Source organism: Lelliottia sp. EB106-05-01-XG201 (assembly GCF_058791735.1).
This window is the reverse complement of record NZ_JBYTDV010000001.1, coordinates 951,051-968,172: the sequence shown is the minus strand read 5'-3', so window position 1 is coordinate 968,172 and position 17,122 is coordinate 951,051. Positions and strand designations below refer to the sequence as shown.

Genomic DNA, 17,122 nt, shown 5'->3' with positions numbered 1-17,122 from the left:
AGGGCAAAAAAAACCGGCGCTCAAGAGCACCGGTTGTGTGAGGATAGTCGTTATCAGATAGCGACAGGGGCTTTGATGCCAGGGTGCGGATCGTAGCCTTCAATCTCGAAATCGTCGAAGCGATAGTCGAAGATGGATTCCGGCTTACGCTTGATAACCAGCTTCGGCAGTGCACGCGGTTCGCGGCTCAGCTGCAGATGCGTCTGTTCCATGTGGTTGCTGTAGAGGTGCGTATCGCCACCGGTCCAGACAAAGTCACCGACTTCGAGGTCGCACTGCTGCGCCATCATATGCACCAGTAAGGCGTAGCTGGCGATATTGAACGGTAGCCCGAGGAACACGTCGCAAGAGCGCTGATACAGCTGGCAGGAGAGCTTGCCGTCAGCGACATAGAACTGGAAGAAGGCGTGGCAAGGAGCCAGCGCCATTTTGTCCAGCTCACCGACGTTCCAGGCTGAAACGATGATACGACGCGAATCGGGATCGTTTTTCAGCTGGTTCAGAACGGTGGTGATTTGGTCGATATGACGGCCATCAGGCGTTGGCCACGCGCGCCACTGCTTGCCGTAGACCGGGCCCAGGTTGCCGTTTTCATCTGCCCATTCGTCCCAGATTGAGACGTTGTTTTCGTGCAGATACGCCACATTGGTATCGCCTTGCAGGAACCAGAGCAGTTCATGAATGATCGAGCGCAAATGGCAGCGCTTAGTCGTCACCAGCGGAAAACCTTCCTGCAGGTTGAAGCGCATCTGGTGGCCAAAAATGGAGAGCGTTCCGGTACCGGTGCGATCGTTTTTCGGCGTGCCCTCATCGAGCACTTTTTTCATCAGTTCAAGATACTGTTTCATGGTTCCTCAGGAAAGCTGTTGCTGTGGACGACGACGGTACGCCCAAATCATCATAATGATACCCGCGACAATCATTGGGATAGAGAGAATCTGCCCCATGCTGATGTACTGAACCCACTCACCGGTGAACTGCTGATCCGGCTGGCGGAAGAATTCAACGATGATACGGAACGCGCCGTAACCAATCAGGAACAGACCGGAGACAGAGCCCATTGGGCGTGGTTTGCGGATAAACAGATTCAGGATGATAAACAGCACCACGCCTTCGAGCGCCAGCTCATACAGCTGAGACATGTGGCGCGGCAGTGAGCCGTAGGTGTCGAAGATAGACTGCCATTCAGGGTGCGACGGTAGCAGCGCGATATCTTCCGCACGAGAGTTCGGGAACAGCATCGTCCAGGAGACGCTCGGGTCCACACGGCCCCACAGCTCGCCGTTGATGAAGTTACCCAGACGCCCGGCGCCAAGGCCAAACGGGATCAGCGGAGCAATGAAATCAGCCACCTGGAAGAAGTTGCGTTTGGTGCGTTTAGCGAAGATCACCATCACCAGGATCACGCCAATCAGGCCGCCGTGGAAGGACATGCCGCCGTCCCAGACGCGGAACAGATAGAGTGGATCGCTCAGGAAGATTGGGAAGTTGTAGAACAGCACATAGCCGATACGCCCACCGAGGAACACCCCGAGGAAGCCCGCGTAAAGCAGGTTTTCAACTTCGTTTTTGGTCCATCCGCTGCCCGGACGACCGGCGCGACGGCCCGCAAGCCACATGGCAAAAATGAAACCCACCAGATACATAAGACCGTACCAGTGAAGCGCAACGGGACCAACTGAGAAAATGACCGGATCAAATTCCGGAAAATGCAGATAACCACTGTTCATCTGTCACCACAAGATGTTGTTATTCCGCTGAAAGTGGACAGCGAAAAATAGACGCGCGCAGGGTTAACCAACGCTCCAAAGTTGCGAATCATAGCACAAGGCAGGCGCAGAGGATGCGCCCGAGATGTAAAAGATGTGTATACGAAAAGAGAGTGCTAACGGCCGCCGCGGATCAAACCGCCCATGCCGCGACGCTCCATAAAGGCCGCCACCTGATGACGAACTTCCGTCGCCAGCTGCGCCTCGAGGCTGCGTTTTGCCAGCTCCTGCGCGTCTTCAATCTCGATATGGCGCAAAAGGTATTTCACGCGCGCTACCGAGCGGCCGTTCATCGACAGATGACGGAAGCCGAGGCCAATCAGAATTGCTACGCACATGGAATCACCGGCCATTTCACCACACAGGCGCAGGTCGATGCCGTACTGCTCGGCGTCGCGCGCAATCATCGCCAGCGCCCGCAGCATCCCAGGGTGCAGGCTGTCGTAAATGCTCGCTACGCGGGTGTTGTTGCGATCGACGGCCAGGATGTACTGCGTCAGGTCATTGGTGCCGACGGAGATGAAATCCACCCGAGTCGCCAGCTGCGGCAGCATAAAGACCATCGAAGGGACTTCGAGCATCACGCCCAGACGCGGTTTGGGGATCGCATACCCGATCATCTCTTCCACTTCACGGCCCGCACGTTCAATAAGTCGACGCGCTTCGTCGATTTCATCGAGGCTGGTGACCATTGGCAGAAGAATGCTGAGATTGCCGGTAGCCGCGTTGGCACGCAGCATGGCGCGCACCTGCACCAGGAAGATCTCCGGCTGGTCGAGCGTAATGCGGATCCCGCGCCAGCCCAGGCATGGGTTCTCTTCGCTGATCGGCATGTAGGGCAGCTGTTTATCGGCTCCGACGTCCAGCGTGCGCAGGGTGACGGGTTTGTCGTTAAACATCTGCAGCATCCCCTGATACTGCGCCACCTGCTCCTCCTCGGAAGGGAAGCCGCTTTGCAGCATGAAAGGAATTTCCGTGCGGTACAGACCGATGCCGTCGATGCGGCTGCCGAGCTTCTCTTCGTGGGCCGGACTCAGGCCTGCGTTGAGCATCACCTTAACACGCTCGCCGCTTTTCAGCTGTGCAGGCAGATCGACGTCGTCTTCCGCCAGGCGACTGAGTTCGTTTTCTTCGCTGATTAAGCGTTGATATTCCTGCAGCAGCACCGGCTCAGGATCGACCAGCAGTTCGCCGCGATAACCGTCCACTACCAGGGTGCGACGTTGCAGCACCGAAGGCTGAATATCCGCGCCCATAACGGTAGGGATACCCAGCGCGCGCACCATAATGGCCGCGTGGGAGTTGGCCGCACCGTCGCGTACCACCACGCCCGCCAGGCGATCGTGCGGCAGCTCAGCAAGCGTGGTAGCCGACAGTTCATCGGCGACCAGCACAAAGCGTTTCGGCCAGGCGTTTTCGCCCTGAATGGTATCGTCGAGATGGAACAGCAGACGCTGGCCCAGGCTTCGCAGATCGCCCGCGCGCTCTTTCAGATAACCATCCGTCAGGGCGGCAAACTGCTCGGCAAAACGTTCGATAACCTTTTTAACCGCCCACTCGGCCACCGATCCTTTGTCCACTTCGGCGAAGAGTTCGCGGCGCAGACGGGCATCGGAGAGCAGGTGTGAATAGAGGTCAAAAATCGCCGCCGTCTCTTTTTGAGCACCGGCGGCAAATCGCTTGCTGTAGCGACGAAATTCGTTGGAGGCCTCTTCCAGCGCGCCGGTCAGGCGTTCGCGTTCAAGGGCTGCATCGAGCGTCGAGGCTTCGTACACCTGCTCCATCAGCGGCAGCGTGGCGTCCATCCAGCCTTCGGCGATAGCGACACCCGGCGACGCAGGCAGCGCGCGGATACGCGTCTGGCGATACTGACCAAACAGGGCAGCTAACTGAGACTGGGAGAGGATCGCGGCCATTTGCGTGGCCAGCGTAACGAGGAAAGACTCTTCGCTTTCGTCGAACTGACGCAGTTCGCGCTGCTGGACCACCAGCACACCAAGAAGCTGGCGGCGCTGAATGATCGGCACGCCGAGGAACGCGCGAAAGCGCTCTTCCTTCACCGACGGGATGTATTTAAAGCTGGGGTGTTTTTGCGCATCGGCGAGGTTGATCGGTTCCGCCAGCCGTCCAACCAGGCCGACGATCCCTTCATCAAAGGCGAGCGCAACAGTGCGGCCGCGCGGTTTTTTCAACCCGCGGGTCGCCATCAGGTAGTAACAGCGCCGATCGTGGTCGGCCAGATACACCGAACAAACTTCGGTTTCCATCGCAAGACAGATGTCGGTGACCAGAATGTCCAGCGCCTCATTGAGGCGCGGGGCACTGGCAACCTTTTCGACTATTTCTCGCAAGCGGGTGAGCATGATTTGCGTTGCTTAACCTCTTTTACGTCGCCAGGCAGGTGTGCTTTGCGGCTTAGGAGGGGCCTCCTGAAACGCAATGACCACACTTGCAAACTCTTTCATCACCCTACGGTAAACATCGCGTTTAAATGAGACGACCTGACGAACGGGATACCAGTAACTCACCCAGCGCCAGCCATCGAACTCCGGCGTACTGCTGGTTTGCATATTGATTTCCGAGTCGTTACTCACCAATTGCAGAAGAAACCACTTTTGTTTCTGGCCGATACAAACCGGCTTTGTGTCCCAACGCACCAAACGTTTCGGTAACTTGTAACGCAACCAGTTGCGGGTCGAAGCCAGGATGCGAACATCTTTTCGGCTTAAGCCGACTTCTTCGAACAGCTCCCGATACATCGCTTGTTCTGGGGACTCTCCTGGGTTGATCCCGCCTTGCGGGAACTGCCAGGAGTGCTGACCATACCGTCTTGCCCACATAACCTGGCCCTGACGATTACAAATTACGATACCTACGTTCGGGCGGTAGCCATCGTCATCAATCACCGGACTACCTCAAACTAAACCTTATATATGATCGATTGTTTCACACTCCAGTGAGGCGGTAAACCACTCTCTTACAGGGCTGCGAAGGAATAACATTTGAATAACTCACAATTTTCACTCGAGTTATAAACAGATGAGGTCGCCGGAAGGCCATTTTATTCACTTTTTCTGTGGATATAGTTGTGAAGAAGTATGGAATTACCGCTGGACAACATTCCCGGTGGATAATCTCACCGAGAAAGAGCATAACAATAACTCTTCATTTTTCATGCCGTTAAATACAAAAAAGGCTCGGACGAACGCCATAACGTGACGATCATCACATCAGGGATCGTCGTGCTGATGAAAGATCGAACAGCGTCGGTTTTATCCACAGATTGTGCCAATAACTTAGGCACTATTTGTGTGAAAATTCGATTTTCGTCGCACGTCAAGGCTGTAAATCGAAACAGTAGTGGGGGTTATTCCCAGTTATCCCACTTTTCTGTGGATAACATGGTGTAAGATCCTGTTCATTGTCAGTGACCAGTTTTGAACAACCTGTTTTTGCCCTTTTCAAACTCAGGCAGATTCATCCTAAAAACGTCGATAAATCATAAGCCTGCCAATACGCCGCAGAAATAGTTAAACTCTATCCACAAGGTCTGTTTTTACAGTTCATTTTTTAATCAAAGGCTTATATTTATGCTTCCGCTCGTCCCACTGACTTCTCCTCCTGCAACAGAAGCGCAACTCTTGCACCAGGCGCAACGCGTCGCGGGCTATTCGCTTGGAGAACTGGCGGCGATGGCGGGCTTGCCGATACCCAAGGATCTGAAACGGGATAAAGGCTGGATCGGCGTGCTGCTGGAGCGCTGGCTGGGCGCGAGTGCGGGCAGCAAACCCGAGCAGGATTTTGCCGCGCTGGGCGTTGAGCTCAAAACCATCCCCATTGATAGCCAGGGAAGACCGCTCGAAACCACCTTTGTCTGCGTTGCACCCTTAACCGGGAATACGGGCGTCACCTGGGAAATGAGCCATGTGCGCCATAAACTCAAGCGGGTGCTGTGGGTGCCTATTGAAGGTGACCGGGCAATTCCTCTCGCCGATCGTCGCGTGGGCGCACCGCTGCTCTGGAGCCCCAACGAAGAGGAAGAACGCCAGCTTTCGCAGGACTGGGAAGAGTTAATGGATATGATCGTGCTGGGTCAGGTGGAGCGTATTACGGCGCGCCACGGTGAAGTGATGCAGCTTCGTCCCAAAGCGGCAAACAGCAAGGCGCTGACCGAGGCCATTGGTGCCCACGGCGAGCCCATCCTGACGCTGCCGCGCGGCTTTTACTTAAAAAAGAATTTCACCGGAGCCCTGTTGGCTCGACACTTTTTTGCGTAAAGGCGGATTTATGAGAAGTTTGAACTGAATCAAACATAATCCACTCCCAATTAAGATTTTACTGCTTCCTCCTGACGCATTCTCAGGTTATTACTACACTATGATGTGATACGAGACAGGTGAGGATGATAACGATGAAAAAATGGGCAGTGATAATCTCAGCGGTCGGTTTAGCGTTTGCTGTTTCAGGTTGTAGTAGTGATTACGTCATGGCGACAAAAGATGGTCGAATGATCCTGACTGACGGCAAACCCGAAGTCGATGACGATACCGGTCTGGTCAGCTATCACGATCAGCAGGGTAATAAAATGCAGATCAATCGCGACGAAGTTTCGCAAATCATCGAAAGATAACCCTTTCAAGGTCAGTTGCTTACTGGCCTTTTTGATTTTTTTCTTCCCCTTTTGCTTCCCCTCTGCCATGTTTATAGTCCTTCGTCGGGCAGGTTCCTGACGCCGTCATTTTTCACAGTAAAGGAAGCCGGCTATGCATTATCACCGTATCCCCCACAGCACTCTGGAGATCAGCCAACTGGGGTTGGGCACGATGACATTCGGTGAACAAAACAGCGAAGCCGATGCCCATGCGCAACTCGATTACGCCGTCAGCCAGGGAATCAACCTGATTGACGTGGCGGAGATGTATCCGGTGCCACCGCGCCCGGAGACCCAGGGATTAACTGAAACCTACGTTGGCAATTGGCTGGCGAAAAGCGGCAATCGCGAAAAGCTGGTGCTGGCGTCGAAAGTTAGCGGCCCGTCGCGCAATAACGACGCGGGCATTCGTCCGAATCAGATTCTGGATCGCAAAAATATCCGCGCCGCGCTGGATGCCAGCCTGCAACGTCTCCAGACCGACTATCTCGATTTATACCAGGTTCACTGGCCGCAGCGTCCGACCAACTGCTTCGGTAAGCTCGGCTACACCTGGAGCGACAGCGCGCCGGTGGTGACACTGCTCGAAACCCTGGAAGCGCTGACCGAGTGCCAGCGAGCCGGGAAGATTCGCTACATTGGCGTCTCGAACGAAACGGCGTTTGGCGTGATGCGTTATCTGCATCTGGCGGATAAGCACGATCTGCCGCGCATTGTGACGATTCAAAACCCGTACAGCTTAGTGAACCGCAGCTATGAAGTGGGTCTGGCGGAAGTCAGTCAATACGAAGGCGTGGAACTGCTGGCTTATTCCTGCCTGGCCTTTGGTACGCTGACCGGCAAGTACCTGAACGGAGCTAAACCGGCGGGTGCGCGTAATACGCTGTTCAGCCGTTTCACCCGTTACAGCGGCGAGCAGACGCAGAAAGCGGTCGCGGCGTATGTGGATATAGCGAAACGCCACGGTCTGGACCCGGCGCAGATGGCTCTGGCGTTTGTACGGCGTCAGCCGTTCGTGGCCAGCACCCTGCTGGGTGCGACGACGATGGAACAGCTGAAGACAAACGTTGAAAGCTTCCATCTGGAGTTGAGCGAAGAGGTGTTAGCGGAGATTGAAGCGGTGCATCAGGTTTATACCTACCCGGCACCGTAACGCGTTGTCATGCCCGGCGACCGGGTCTACGATGCGTGAATGCTGTGATTTGTAGGCCGGGTAAGGCGAAGCCGCCACCCGGCACGATGTTGGCATTTATGCGGCTTTATGCCCGGTGGCGCTACCGCTTACCGGGCCTACGATGCGTGAATGCCGTGATTTGTAGGCCGGGTAAGGCGAAGCCGCCACCCGGCACAATGTTGGCATTTATGCGTTTTTTTGCCCGGTGGCGCTACCGCTTACCGGGCTTACGATGTGTGAATGCTGTGATTTTCGCCACCCGGCAATCTGTTACCGGCGACGCTGCCAGAGCCATAGCCCGGCAATCGCCAGCGCAAATAACCCGCCGAACCCGACACCGATTCCCACCACCGGTAATCCCGCTTTCACGGCCAGCGAGTAAAGCCCCAGCATCAGCAGCATGGCGGTGTTTTCACCGAGATTCTGCACCGCAATCGCGTTACCCGCGCCCACCGTCTGTTTGCCACGCTCCTGCAAGAGCGCGTTCAGCGGCACCACGAAGAAACCACCGAGCATACCGATCAGGATCAGCAGCACGTAAGCCGGGAGCAGCGCATGTTGCAGGGAGAAAAACAGCACCCCGACGCCAATCAAAATGCCCGCAGGCATACAGCGCGCGACGGTCTCCAGCGTGACCAGCTTCGCTGCAGCCCCCGCCCCGATCACAATCCCGACGGCCACCATGGCGTTGAGATAGGTAGGCGTGGCGTTATCGGTGATCCCGAGCGCCGTCGGCACCCAGAGTACCAGCAGGAAGCGCAGCGTCACGCCTGCGCCCCAGAACATACTGGTTCCCAACAGGGAGAAACGCGTTTCACCGTTGCGCCACAGCACGCGGCAGGCATTGAAGAAGCTGGCCGTCATCGGCGTAAAGCGCCAGGACTGCCCCGGACGCGCCACCGGCAGCGTCGGGATAAACAGATTTGCCACGACCGCCCCGGCGTACACCAGCGCACACACGCCAAGCGCTGCCAGCACGTGCCAGTCCGCCAGCACACCGCCCGCGACGGAGCCGAGCAAAATAGCGGCAATCGTCGAGGACTCCATCAGACCGTTGGCTTTCACCAGTTTATCGCCGGTGGTCAGCTCGCCCAGAATGCCGTACTTCGCCGGGGAATAGGCCGCCGCGCCAATCCCCACCAGCGTATAGCCGATAAAAGGATTAAAACCAAAACAGATGCTCGCCGCCCCTAACAGCTTGAGACTGTTGGCGAACATCATCACCCGGCCTTTAGGGAAGCTGTCCGCCACCTGTCCGACAAAGGGGGCGAAAATGATGTAAGCACCCACAAACACCATCTGCAGGATCGGCTGGCTCCAGTCCGGGTAAAACTCGGCTTTGAGCAGCGCCAGCGTGGCAAACAGCAGCGCGTTGTCGCCGAAGGCCGAAAGGAACTGGGCGCTGGTCACCGCCATCATGCCCTTCGACCACAGGGAGGTGTTAGTGTGTACTGACTCACGCATTATGCTGTTCCGCCTCATCAACCATGCCTTTCAGCGCGACAAAATCAGGTTTACCGCTGCCGAGCACCGGTAGCTGTTTCAGATAACGAATATCGCGCGGCACAGCGAGCTCTGGCACACCATGCTCGCGAGCGTAATGCAGAAGCTGTTCGCGTTTGAGTTCGCTGTCGGTGGTAAACAGCACCAGCGCCTCGCCTTTGCTGGCGTCGCTCTTGATCGCCGTGGCGTGCATTTTGTCGGCCGAGACCGCCGTCGCCAGCTGCTCCACCATCTCCAGCGAAACCATCTCCCCGGCGATTTTGGCGAAGCGTTTGGCTCGACCTTTGATCTGCACAAAGCCCTGCTCGTCAAAGCGCACAATATCGCCCGTGTCATACCAGCCGGTTTCCACTTCGCCCTGCGCATTTTCCGCCGTCGGCGCTTCGAGCACACCGGGATTTTCCACGCGCAAGTAGCCGTTCATCACGTTTGGCCCTTTGAGCTGCAGCCGACCGCCGTCTTCAATGCCCGGCACCGCCAGCAGACGCGCATCCATCCCCGGCAAAATGCGCCCGACGGTATTGGGCTTCGCCGCCATCGGCACGTTGATCGACACCACCGGCGCGCATTCCGTCACGCCGTAGCCCTCAAGGATGCGCAGGCCAAACTTGTCCTGCCAGATTTGCCGGGTGCTGTCCTGCAGTTTTTCTGCCCCCGCCACCACGTAGCGCACGCGGAAGAAATCATAGGGATTGGCGAAACGCGCGTAGTTGCCAAGGAAGGTTGAAGTCCCAAACAGCACCGTACAGTTGCGGTCATAGACCAGCTCCGGCACGACGCGGTAATGCAGCGGGCTTGGATAGAGGAACACCTCCGCGCCCGTGAACAGCGGTGTGAACAGCCCAACCGTCAGGCCAAAGGAGTGGAACAGCGGCAGCGCCGACATAAAGCGGTCATTGGCGGTGAAGTCGGCGATGGTTTTGATCTGCTCGACGTTCGCCAGAATGCTTTTATGAGAGTGAACAACGCCCTTCGGATGGCCTTCTGAGCCCGAGGTGAACAGAATAATGGCCGCATCTTCCGGCTGCTGTTTGACCTGCGCCAGATGCGGCGCCAGCAGATGGGCAAAAATCCACAGCTTATCGGCGAGGGTAACGTCGGCTTTCAGATCTTCGAGGAAGACCCAGCGCACCTGCTTGAGCTGTTCCGGCAGGTGCCAGAGCTTGCCCTTATCGAGGAACTGGCGCGAGGTGAAGACGGTTTTGATCTCCGCGGCAGTGATGGCGCTGGTCAGCCCTTTAACGCCCGCCGTGTAGTTCATCATCGCCGGAATGCGCCCGCGCGATACCGCCCCGAAAATCACCGCCGCGCTGATCCCGGCGTTCGGCAGCATCAGACCAATTTTTTCCCCCTGCTGGCTGTATTTTTCCAGAATACGGCCGACAAACAGCGTCTTGGTCAGCAGCTTGCGGTAGGTATCGGGGGTAAAGTTGATGTCTTCGACGCAATTTTTCTTGTCGCCAAAACGGTGCTGAGCCGAGAGGAGCGCTTCATATAAGGTTTCGCGCGGGCGCACGGCCATGCGCGCTTCCATCATGATTTGATGGAGCATTTCGCCTGCTATCTTGCGGCGATCCCGCGCGCGCGGCGCGTCAGGCATCGGCAGCGTCGTTGGCGGCAGAATATGCAGGGTAATTTGCGGGAACAGGCGCTGCTTCACCAGCCCTTTCAGACGGCTGAAGTAGGTGAGTTCCGCCCCTTCAATGCGCAGCGGCACCACGGTGGCTTTCGATTTCGCCGCCACAAACCCCGCGCCGTCGTAGATTTTCATCAGCGAGCCGGTCACGGTGAGTCGCCCTTCCGGGAAGATCACCACCGGACGCCCCTGCTCAATCAGGCGCACCAGATGTTTGATCATCATCGGTTTGGTCGGGTCGAGCGGAACAAAATCGATCAGCGGCGCAAGGCCCCGCATAAACCACTTCTGGCTGATGGAGCTGTATACCGCAAACACCGGGCGGCCCGGCAGGAAAAGTGCCAGCAACACGCCGTCGATAAAGGAGACATGGTTTGGGGTGATGAGCACACGCTCGCCGCGCAGTGACTGAGTGTCACCCGTCAGGCGGACGCGAAAGAGGATACGAAACAAGGTACGGAAAAACCCAAATAGCATTTCAACTCCCTTTGCCTGTCAAATTTTAGGGTTACGCTAAATTGTGGCAGATTACACGAGAAGTGCAGGCGGGAGGAGTGATAGCGTATTTCAGGCGAAAAAAAACCTGCGCATCCGCGCAGGCTGGTGCAAGAGATGAGTACGAAACCGTACCAAGAATTCTCACCAATCAATACCTCTGGGATCTTGATTGTGGCTGTTGGCCCCTCGCTTCGCCAGCAGGAAAACGCAAGGGAATGAGCCTAAGTGCAACCAGGTGTGAATATTCTCGATTGCTGTTACAGATTGAAGTTACAGGCAAAAAAAACCTGCGTATGGACGCAGGTTGGTGTAATTCGTGTTAATCAACCGGAGCTGATTTCACCTATCAATACCTCTGGGATCTCGACTGTAGCAATCTGTTCACATTCTCCACCAGCGGACAATCGCAACAGCCTGCGGCAAAGTGTAACCAAAGGTTCGGTTTGACATTATTCTGACACGCTTGCCCGTGTAACGATTACACTGTTTTCCCATGTCCTCCATCACGTTTGCGAGCGGCTTTCCGGCGCAGGCCTTGAATGCACCTCACTTTTCCGCAACACTATTGTGTGTGTAAACGCTTACCCCCTAAAGAAGGTATTAAATGGCGACAATTAAGGATGTGGCTCGTCTGTCGGGTGTTTCTGTGGCGACCGTTTCTCGCGTCATTAACAACTCCCCCAAAGCCAGCGATGCTTCCCGTCAGGCCGTGCAGAGCGCCATGGAAACCCTGAATTATCATCCCAACGCCAACGCCCGCGCCCTGGCGCAGCAGTCGACGGAAACCGTCGGGCTGGTGGTCGGCGACGTCTCCGATCCCTTTTTCGGCGCGATGGTTAAAGCGGTGGAACAGGTGGCGTACCAGACCGGTAATTTTCTGCTGATCGGCAACGGCTACCACAACGAACAAAAAGAGCGTCAGGCCATCGAACAGCTGATTCGCCATCGCTGCGCGGCGCTGGTGGTTCACGCCAAAGTGCTTCCCGACGAAGAGCTGCTCCATCTGATGAAGCAGATCCCCGGCATGGTCTTGATTAACCGCATTATTCCCGGCTATGAAAAGCGCTGCGTGGCACTGGACGATCGCTACGGCGCCTGGCTTGCCACCCGCCATCTGATTCAGCAGGGACACACGCGCATCGGCTATCTCTGCTCAAACCACCAGATTTCTGACGCCGAAGACCGCCTGCGCGGCTATTACGACGCCCTGCGCGAAAGTGGTCTGCCGTGCAACGATCGTCTGGTGACCTACGGCGAACCGGACGAAAGCGGCGGCGAGCAGGCGATGACCGAGCTGTTAGGACGTGGACGGAATTTCACTGCGGTGGCCTGCTATAACGACTCCATGGCCGCGGGTGCGATGGGCGTGCTGAACGATAACGGCATCGACGTGCCTGCCGAAATTTCACTGATTGGTTTTGATGATGTGTTAGTCGCGCGCTATGTGCGCCCGCGTCTGACCACCGTGCGCTATCCGATTGTGACGATGGCGACCCAGGCCGCCGAACTGGCGCTGGCTCTCGCGGAAAAACGCCCGCCGCCGGACATCACTCATTTGTTCAGCCCGACGCTGGTACGCCGTCACTCGGTGGTGGCGCCCGCGGAGCCGGTCAGCGAATAGCGATAGAGATGGACCGTTTTGTTCGGGTATTCCAGCCCATCGCCGATGTACTGCCAGCCGTAGCGTTCGTAAAAGTCGCGGCAGGCGGACCAGAGATGTAGCTCGGAATATCCGGCTTTCGCGGCGTAGCCCATCACATGCTCCTGCAGTTGCCCCGCCAGCCCTTTCCCGCGCGCCGCATCGTCTACGTACAGCGCCGCCAGCCACGGAAAAAGATCCTGACGCGTAATCAAATCACAGCGCCACAATCCGACGGTGCCCAGCAGCTGTTCGCCGTCGACCGCCACAAAGGTCATGGGCAGCGCGTCCGGCGTCTGGCTGTGTTCGATGACGCTGGCTAAAAATTCGCGTGGTAATCCGTCGCCAAATTCCTGCCACAGCCAGTCGACCACCCGCTCCGCGTGGTGCGGGACGGAATATAAGGGGAGGATGTTCATACCAGTTTCCCCTGGAAGAGCGGTACGGATTCAAAAAGATAGCCGTCGAAATCCGGCGCATCTTCGTCGGATAACTCCAGCAGACTTTTTTTGACGTTTTCCAGGTGCTGGAACATGGCCTGCCATGCGCCCATCACGTCGCGTCGACGCAGGGCGGCCAGAATGGTCTGGCGATCGCCCAGCCATTTCAGGCGGTACGCCCGGCTGGCGATGTGAACGTTGAACTGCTGCCACAGCGGACTGCTGTCCATGTGGTGCCAGACGCTCTCGACGGTCGCCAGCAGCATCTGGTTTTGCGTCGCTCCCGCCAGCACCAGGTGGAACATCTTGTTGTTATCCTGGCTGTTATCGTCGGCAGCAATCGCGCGCTGCTCCTGCTCGATGATGCGACGCAGATTATCGATATCCGCGCGGGTCGCCATTTTGGCGGCGAAGGCGGCGATGTTGCTTTCGAGCAGCTGGCGCGCCTGCAAAATCTCAAACGGGCCGACGTCGCTGTTTAAGAAGCGCTCTTCTTCGTTTTCATGCTCTTCCGGAATGCGCATCACGTAGACGCCGGAGCCCTGGCGGATATCCACCGTGCCCTGGAGCTCCAGCATGAGTAACGCTTCGCGCACGATGGTGCGGCTGACGCCGTAAGTCTCGGCAATATTGCGCTCAGGCGGCAGACGGGATCCCACAGGATAGTGGCCTTCGATGATTTGCGTGCGCAGATCATCGCCAATCTCCTGATACTGTTTTTTCTCTGGCGGAACGACGGCCTTCTCCACGATTTCACCTGCGCTGACGGTTGAGTTGACGCTCGGGCCGGGCATCCTCCCCCGGCCAGTTGGCGGCTATTTTACCAGAACCTGCGGCGTGTTTAGCCTATTTCCATTCATCATCGACGCTGAGCGTCAGGGTGCGCTCATCGCGCAGCTGGCGGAACCACGCCGCCGACTTTTTCGCCCGGCGAGCGCGGTTATCGGCCAGATCGATTTCAATTAGCCCATAGCGATTTTTAAAGGCGTTCATCGGCGAGACGTTGTCGGTAAACGCCCACAGCATGTAGCCGTGGCAGTTCGCCCCCTCTTCGCGCGCCAGCAGCGTGTAGTAGAGGTGTTCGCTGATAAAATGGATGCGGTAATCGTCGGCAATGACGCCGTCATCGCCCCTGAACTGCCCTTCGTTTTCCACGCCCATTCCGCTTTCCGCCACAAACCACGGGATGTTGCGATACTCATTTTTAATGCGCATCGCCATGTCATAGATGATCTTCGGGTAGATTTCCCATCCGCGAGAGGCGTTCATTTTACGCCCCGGCAGCTCGAAAGGTTCGTAGTAGTACGCCGGATGGAATGGCGTTTGTGGGTGCCAGGCCCGCGACGGGGCTTTTACCCGGTGCGGGTAATAGAGGTTGATCCCCAGCTCGTCGACAGGGTTTTCAGCAATCAGCGCTAGCTCCTCTGCGCTGTACTCCCACGCCACCTGATGCTGCTCCAGCAGGGTAAACAACTCTTGCGGATAGCGCCCGTGAACCAGCGGGTCGAGGAATACGCGGTTGTAGAACAGGTCGTAGATCCCGGCGGCGCGCACATCGTGCGGGGCTTTCGAGCGCGGATAGGTCACTTCGGGATTCAGAATACAGCCCACGGTTCCCCGGTAGCCCTTCTCGTGGAACAGCTTCACCACTTTCGCCGTCGCCAGCACTTTGTGATGATTCCACTGCATCCAGGTGCTGGTGTTCTGCTCGTACGGCCAGCGCAGGGCGTCTAGATAAACGCGGGTTTGCACCACAATCGGCTCGTTGAAGGTAAACCAGCGCGTCACTTTCCCGTGGTAGCGTTCAAACACCTTTTCGGCGTAGCGCACAAACAACTCAACCACATGCTTCGAGGCCCAGCCGCCATAGGTTTCCAGCAGCACGCCCGGCAACTCGTAGTGCTCGAGGCAGATCATCGGCTCGATGCCCTGCCGCTGCATCTCGTCGAACAGCGCGTCGTAATAGGCCGCGTACTCTTCATCGACGGTCGCGTTTTCATAATCAGTCAAAAAACGCGACCAGTTGATGGAGGTGCGGTAGTGCGTCAGCCCCGCCTGTTTCATCAGCGCCACGTCTTCGCGGAAGCGGTTGATGAAATCCGTCGCCACCGCCGGGCCGTAGCCGTTATGCCAGACGTGACGATCGTTTTTGTACCAGAGGTCGATCCACGAATCTTGCCCCTCTTTTTTCCCGCTCCAGCCTTCCGTTTGCCAGGCCGACGCGGCGGCCCCCAGAATAAAATCCTGCGGGATCGCAATCTGTTTTATGCTCATAACATCCTCATGCGTTGTTAGCGGCCTGCTGGCTCTGCGCCTGAAGGGCGGCCTGTTCCGCGCGGCGTGAGGCAATTTTCACGAACGGCAGATAGATAAGAACAGCGGTCAGAATACAAATCCCCTGAGTGATCACCGCGCCCATAGAGCCCGCCGTCGAGAGCCAGGCGTTAATCAGCGGCGGCGTGGTCCAGGGCACCATTACCACTGCTTTGCCGGCAAAACCGGTCACCGTGGCGAAATAACCAATCGAGCCGGTCACCAGCGGAGTGATGATGAAGGGGATCGCCAGGATCGGGTTGAGCATGATTGGCATACCGAAGATCACCGGTTCGTTGATGTTGAACAGCCCCGGCCCGATGGAGAGCTTGGCGATCTCGCGCATCTCTTTGCGTTTGGTGCCAATCATCACCGCGATCAGCAGGCCAATGGTCAAACCCGACCCGCCGATGCTCATGTACACATCCCAGAACGGCATGGTGATGATGTTGGGGATCTCTTTCCCCTGCTCGAAAGCGCTCATGTTGACGGTGATCGCGCCGAGCAGCAGCGGCTCGCGGATCGGCTTGATCATCTGGTTGCCGTGGATACCGATCACCCAGAAAAGTTGCGCGACAAACATCAGCAGCAGAATGCCCGGCAGGCTCTGCACCACGCGCTCGAGCGGTTGCTGCACCACCTGATAGACCGCGTCATACAGGTACATGCCGGTCAGCTGATGGAAGATAAAACCGAAGGTCGCGATGGCGGTGGTGGTAATAATCGCCGGGATCAGCGCCGAGAAGGACGCAGCGACGTTGGGCGGCACCGTATCGGGCATTTTAATTTTCAGCCCAGGGCGATTCTCCAGCCAGCAGTAAATCTCCACGGACAGAATGGCGATAAACATGCCGAGGAACAGACTGCGGGTATCGGAGAACTGGCGCAGCAGCACGTCTTTCACCACGTGCATCTGCCCGTCGACCATCATTTCAACGGTGGTCGGCGTGACGCAGATAAAGCAGATCACCGCCAGCAGCCCCGGAAATAGCGACTTGATGCCGTTGATGCGCCCGAGCTCAATGCCGATTAAAAACACCGCGCCAATGTTGAGGAAGTTCAGCGTGGCGTAATTAATGGCGCTGGTGATCGGCTTCAGCGCGGCCAGAAACGAGAGGGATTCAAAACTCGCGAGGCCATTTTTGGGGTCCAGCACCATGTTGGAAATCAGCACCGAGAAGGCGCCCACAATGATGACCGGCATTAAGGTAATGAAGGCGGACTTAATCGCCATGATGTAGCGATAGCTATTGAATTTGGTGGCGAAACTGCCCAGAGAGTCGATCAGTTTTTCCTGTAATGCCATTAGGTATTACCTCAGTAAAAGGGCTTTTATCTGTCGAATAAGGTGGATAGCCGAATACTATTGGCATACCAAAAATAGCTTCAGGTGATTTATTGTTCTGTGACTGAACTCTCAGTGCGGCCAGAGGTATTCCAAATCATGATTTTTCACCACTTTGGTATGCCACTTACCCCGTTTTATGCTGAACCGTGAT

The 17,122-nt window shown here is 56.7% G+C and carries 14 protein-coding genes and 1 pseudogene; 5 read left to right on the top strand and 10 right to left on the bottom strand.

Features of this window, described 5'->3' with window-relative positions:
* Nucleotides 1-53: 53 nt before the first annotated feature.
* The 4 genes from thyA to rppH form a co-directional block, all read right to left on the bottom strand.
* A complete protein-coding gene (gene thyA, locus AC3WS9_RS04565; RefSeq protein ID WP_282494484.1) occupies nucleotides 54-848 on the bottom strand; it encodes a thymidylate synthase in 795 nt (264 codons plus the stop codon).
* Between the two features lie 6 nt (nucleotides 849-854).
* On the bottom strand, nucleotides 855-1,730 hold the full coding sequence (gene lgt / locus AC3WS9_RS04560) for a prolipoprotein diacylglyceryl transferase (protein WP_285143760.1): 876 nt from the start codon (nucleotides 1,728-1,730) through the stop codon (nucleotides 855-857).
* A gap of 155 nt (nucleotides 1,731-1,885) precedes the next feature.
* Nucleotides 1,886-4,132 carry a phosphoenolpyruvate--protein phosphotransferase gene (ptsP, locus tag AC3WS9_RS04555; protein WP_282494482.1) on the bottom strand — a complete coding sequence of 749 codons (2,247 nt, stop codon included), beginning with the start codon at nucleotides 4,130-4,132 and terminating at the stop codon, nucleotides 1,886-1,888.
* 12 nt (nucleotides 4,133-4,144) lie between these two features.
* The gene (gene rppH / locus AC3WS9_RS04550; RefSeq protein ID WP_095283210.1) at nucleotides 4,145-4,675 is read right to left on the bottom strand and encodes an RNA pyrophosphohydrolase; all 531 of its coding nucleotides are present in this window, start codon (nucleotides 4,673-4,675) and stop codon (nucleotides 4,145-4,147) included.
* 454 nt (nucleotides 4,676-5,129) lie between these two features.
* Here rppH and AC3WS9_RS04545 point away from each other — a divergent pair.
* From AC3WS9_RS04545 to AC3WS9_RS04530, 4 genes and pseudogenes are all read left to right on the top strand, one after another.
* Nucleotides 5,130-5,207, top strand: a pseudogene (locus tag AC3WS9_RS04545) (hypothetical protein); the annotation flags it as partial.
* Between the two features lie 152 nt (nucleotides 5,208-5,359).
* Nucleotides 5,360-6,046 (top strand): DNA mismatch repair endonuclease MutH, encoded by a 687-nt coding sequence (mutH, locus tag AC3WS9_RS04540; RefSeq protein WP_282494481.1) that lies wholly within the window; start codon nucleotides 5,360-5,362, stop codon nucleotides 6,044-6,046.
* A gap of 134 nt (nucleotides 6,047-6,180) precedes the next feature.
* Complete coding sequence (gene ygdR / locus AC3WS9_RS04535; RefSeq protein WP_112009758.1) at nucleotides 6,181-6,399, top strand: lipoprotein YgdR; 219 nt, start codon at nucleotides 6,181-6,183, stop codon at nucleotides 6,397-6,399.
* 133 nt (nucleotides 6,400-6,532) lie between these two features.
* Complete coding sequence (locus AC3WS9_RS04530) at nucleotides 6,533-7,573, top strand: NADP(H)-dependent aldo-keto reductase (RefSeq protein ID WP_282494480.1); 1,041 nt, start codon at nucleotides 6,533-6,535, stop codon at nucleotides 7,571-7,573.
* Nucleotides 7,574-7,864: 291 nt separating this feature from the next.
* On the opposite strand, the gene lplT is transcribed toward AC3WS9_RS04530, so the two are convergent.
* Both lplT and aas read right to left on the bottom strand, forming a co-directional pair.
* On the bottom strand, nucleotides 7,865-9,058 hold the full coding sequence (gene lplT / locus AC3WS9_RS04525) for a lysophospholipid transporter LplT (RefSeq protein WP_492486955.1): 1,194 nt from the start codon (nucleotides 9,056-9,058) through the stop codon (nucleotides 7,865-7,867).
* Complete coding sequence (aas, locus tag AC3WS9_RS04520; RefSeq protein WP_492486953.1) at nucleotides 9,051-11,210, bottom strand: bifunctional acyl-ACP--phospholipid O-acyltransferase/long-chain-fatty-acid--ACP ligase; 2,160 nt, start codon at nucleotides 11,208-11,210, stop codon at nucleotides 9,051-9,053. The genes lplT and aas overlap by 8 nt, the downstream gene beginning before the upstream one ends.
* Nucleotides 11,211-11,835: 625 nt before the next feature.
* Between aas and galR the strand changes: the two genes are divergently transcribed.
* Complete coding sequence (galR, locus tag AC3WS9_RS04515; RefSeq protein ID WP_282494477.1) at nucleotides 11,836-12,852, top strand: HTH-type transcriptional regulator GalR; 1,017 nt, start codon at nucleotides 11,836-11,838, stop codon at nucleotides 12,850-12,852.
* Here the strand turns inward: galR and AC3WS9_RS04510 are convergent.
* The 4 genes from AC3WS9_RS04510 to AC3WS9_RS04495 all read right to left on the bottom strand — a co-directional run bounded on the left by AC3WS9_RS04510 (nucleotide 12,813) and on the right by AC3WS9_RS04495 (nucleotide 16,929).
* Nucleotides 12,813-13,289: a GNAT family N-acetyltransferase gene (locus tag AC3WS9_RS04510; protein ID WP_492486951.1), complete on the bottom strand. Its 477-nt coding sequence runs from the start codon at nucleotides 13,287-13,289 to the stop codon at nucleotides 12,813-12,815. The two genes, galR and AC3WS9_RS04510, sit on opposite strands and share 40 nt — an antisense overlap.
* Complete coding sequence (locus AC3WS9_RS04505) at nucleotides 13,286-14,059, bottom strand: GntR family transcriptional regulator (protein WP_095284369.1); 774 nt, start codon at nucleotides 14,057-14,059, stop codon at nucleotides 13,286-13,288. The genes AC3WS9_RS04510 and AC3WS9_RS04505 overlap by 4 nt, the downstream gene beginning before the upstream one ends.
* Before the next feature lie 97 nt (nucleotides 14,060-14,156).
* Nucleotides 14,157-15,584: a glycoside hydrolase family 1 protein gene (locus AC3WS9_RS04500; protein WP_492486949.1), complete on the bottom strand. Its 1,428-nt coding sequence runs from the start codon at nucleotides 15,582-15,584 to the stop codon at nucleotides 14,157-14,159.
* 7 nt (nucleotides 15,585-15,591) lie between these two features.
* Nucleotides 15,592-16,929 carry a PTS sugar transporter subunit IIC gene (locus AC3WS9_RS04495; protein WP_282494474.1) on the bottom strand — a complete coding sequence of 446 codons (1,338 nt, stop codon included), beginning with the start codon at nucleotides 16,927-16,929 and terminating at the stop codon, nucleotides 15,592-15,594.
* Nucleotides 16,930-17,122: the final 193 nt, after the last annotated feature.

Excerpts from the sequence above, each read along its gene's own strand:
- AC3WS9_RS04500 (WP_492486949.1), bottom strand. The coding sequence starts at position 15,584 with ATGAGCATAAAACAGATTGCGATCCCGCAGGATTTTATTCTGGGGGCC.
- AC3WS9_RS04495 (WP_282494474.1), bottom strand. The coding sequence starts at position 16,929 with ATGGCATTACAGGAAAAACTGATCGACTCTCTGGGCAGTTTCGCCACC.
- lplT (WP_492486955.1), bottom strand. The coding sequence starts at position 9,058 with ATGCGTGAGTCAGTACACACTAACACCTCCCTGTGGTCGAAGGGCATG.
- ptsP (WP_282494482.1), bottom strand. The coding sequence starts at position 4,132 with ATGCTCACCCGCTTGCGAGAAATAGTCGAAAAGGTTGCCAGTGCCCCG.
- mutH (WP_282494481.1), top strand. The coding sequence starts at position 5,360 with ATGCTTCCGCTCGTCCCACTGACTTCTCCTCCTGCAACAGAAGCGCAA.
- aas (WP_492486953.1), bottom strand. The coding sequence starts at position 11,210 with ATGCTATTTGGGTTTTTCCGTACCTTGTTTCGTATCCTCTTTCGCGTC.
- thyA (WP_282494484.1), bottom strand. The coding sequence starts at position 848 with ATGAAACAGTATCTTGAACTGATGAAAAAAGTGCTCGATGAGGGCACG.
- lgt (WP_285143760.1), bottom strand. The coding sequence starts at position 1,730 with ATGAACAGTGGTTATCTGCATTTTCCGGAATTTGATCCGGTCATTTTC.
- AC3WS9_RS04530 (WP_282494480.1), top strand. The coding sequence starts at position 6,533 with ATGCATTATCACCGTATCCCCCACAGCACTCTGGAGATCAGCCAACTG.
- galR (WP_282494477.1), top strand. The coding sequence starts at position 11,836 with ATGGCGACAATTAAGGATGTGGCTCGTCTGTCGGGTGTTTCTGTGGCG.
- AC3WS9_RS04510 (WP_492486951.1), bottom strand. The coding sequence starts at position 13,289 with ATGAACATCCTCCCCTTATATTCCGTCCCGCACCACGCGGAGCGGGTG.
- ygdR (WP_112009758.1), top strand. The coding sequence starts at position 6,181 with ATGAAAAAATGGGCAGTGATAATCTCAGCGGTCGGTTTAGCGTTTGCT.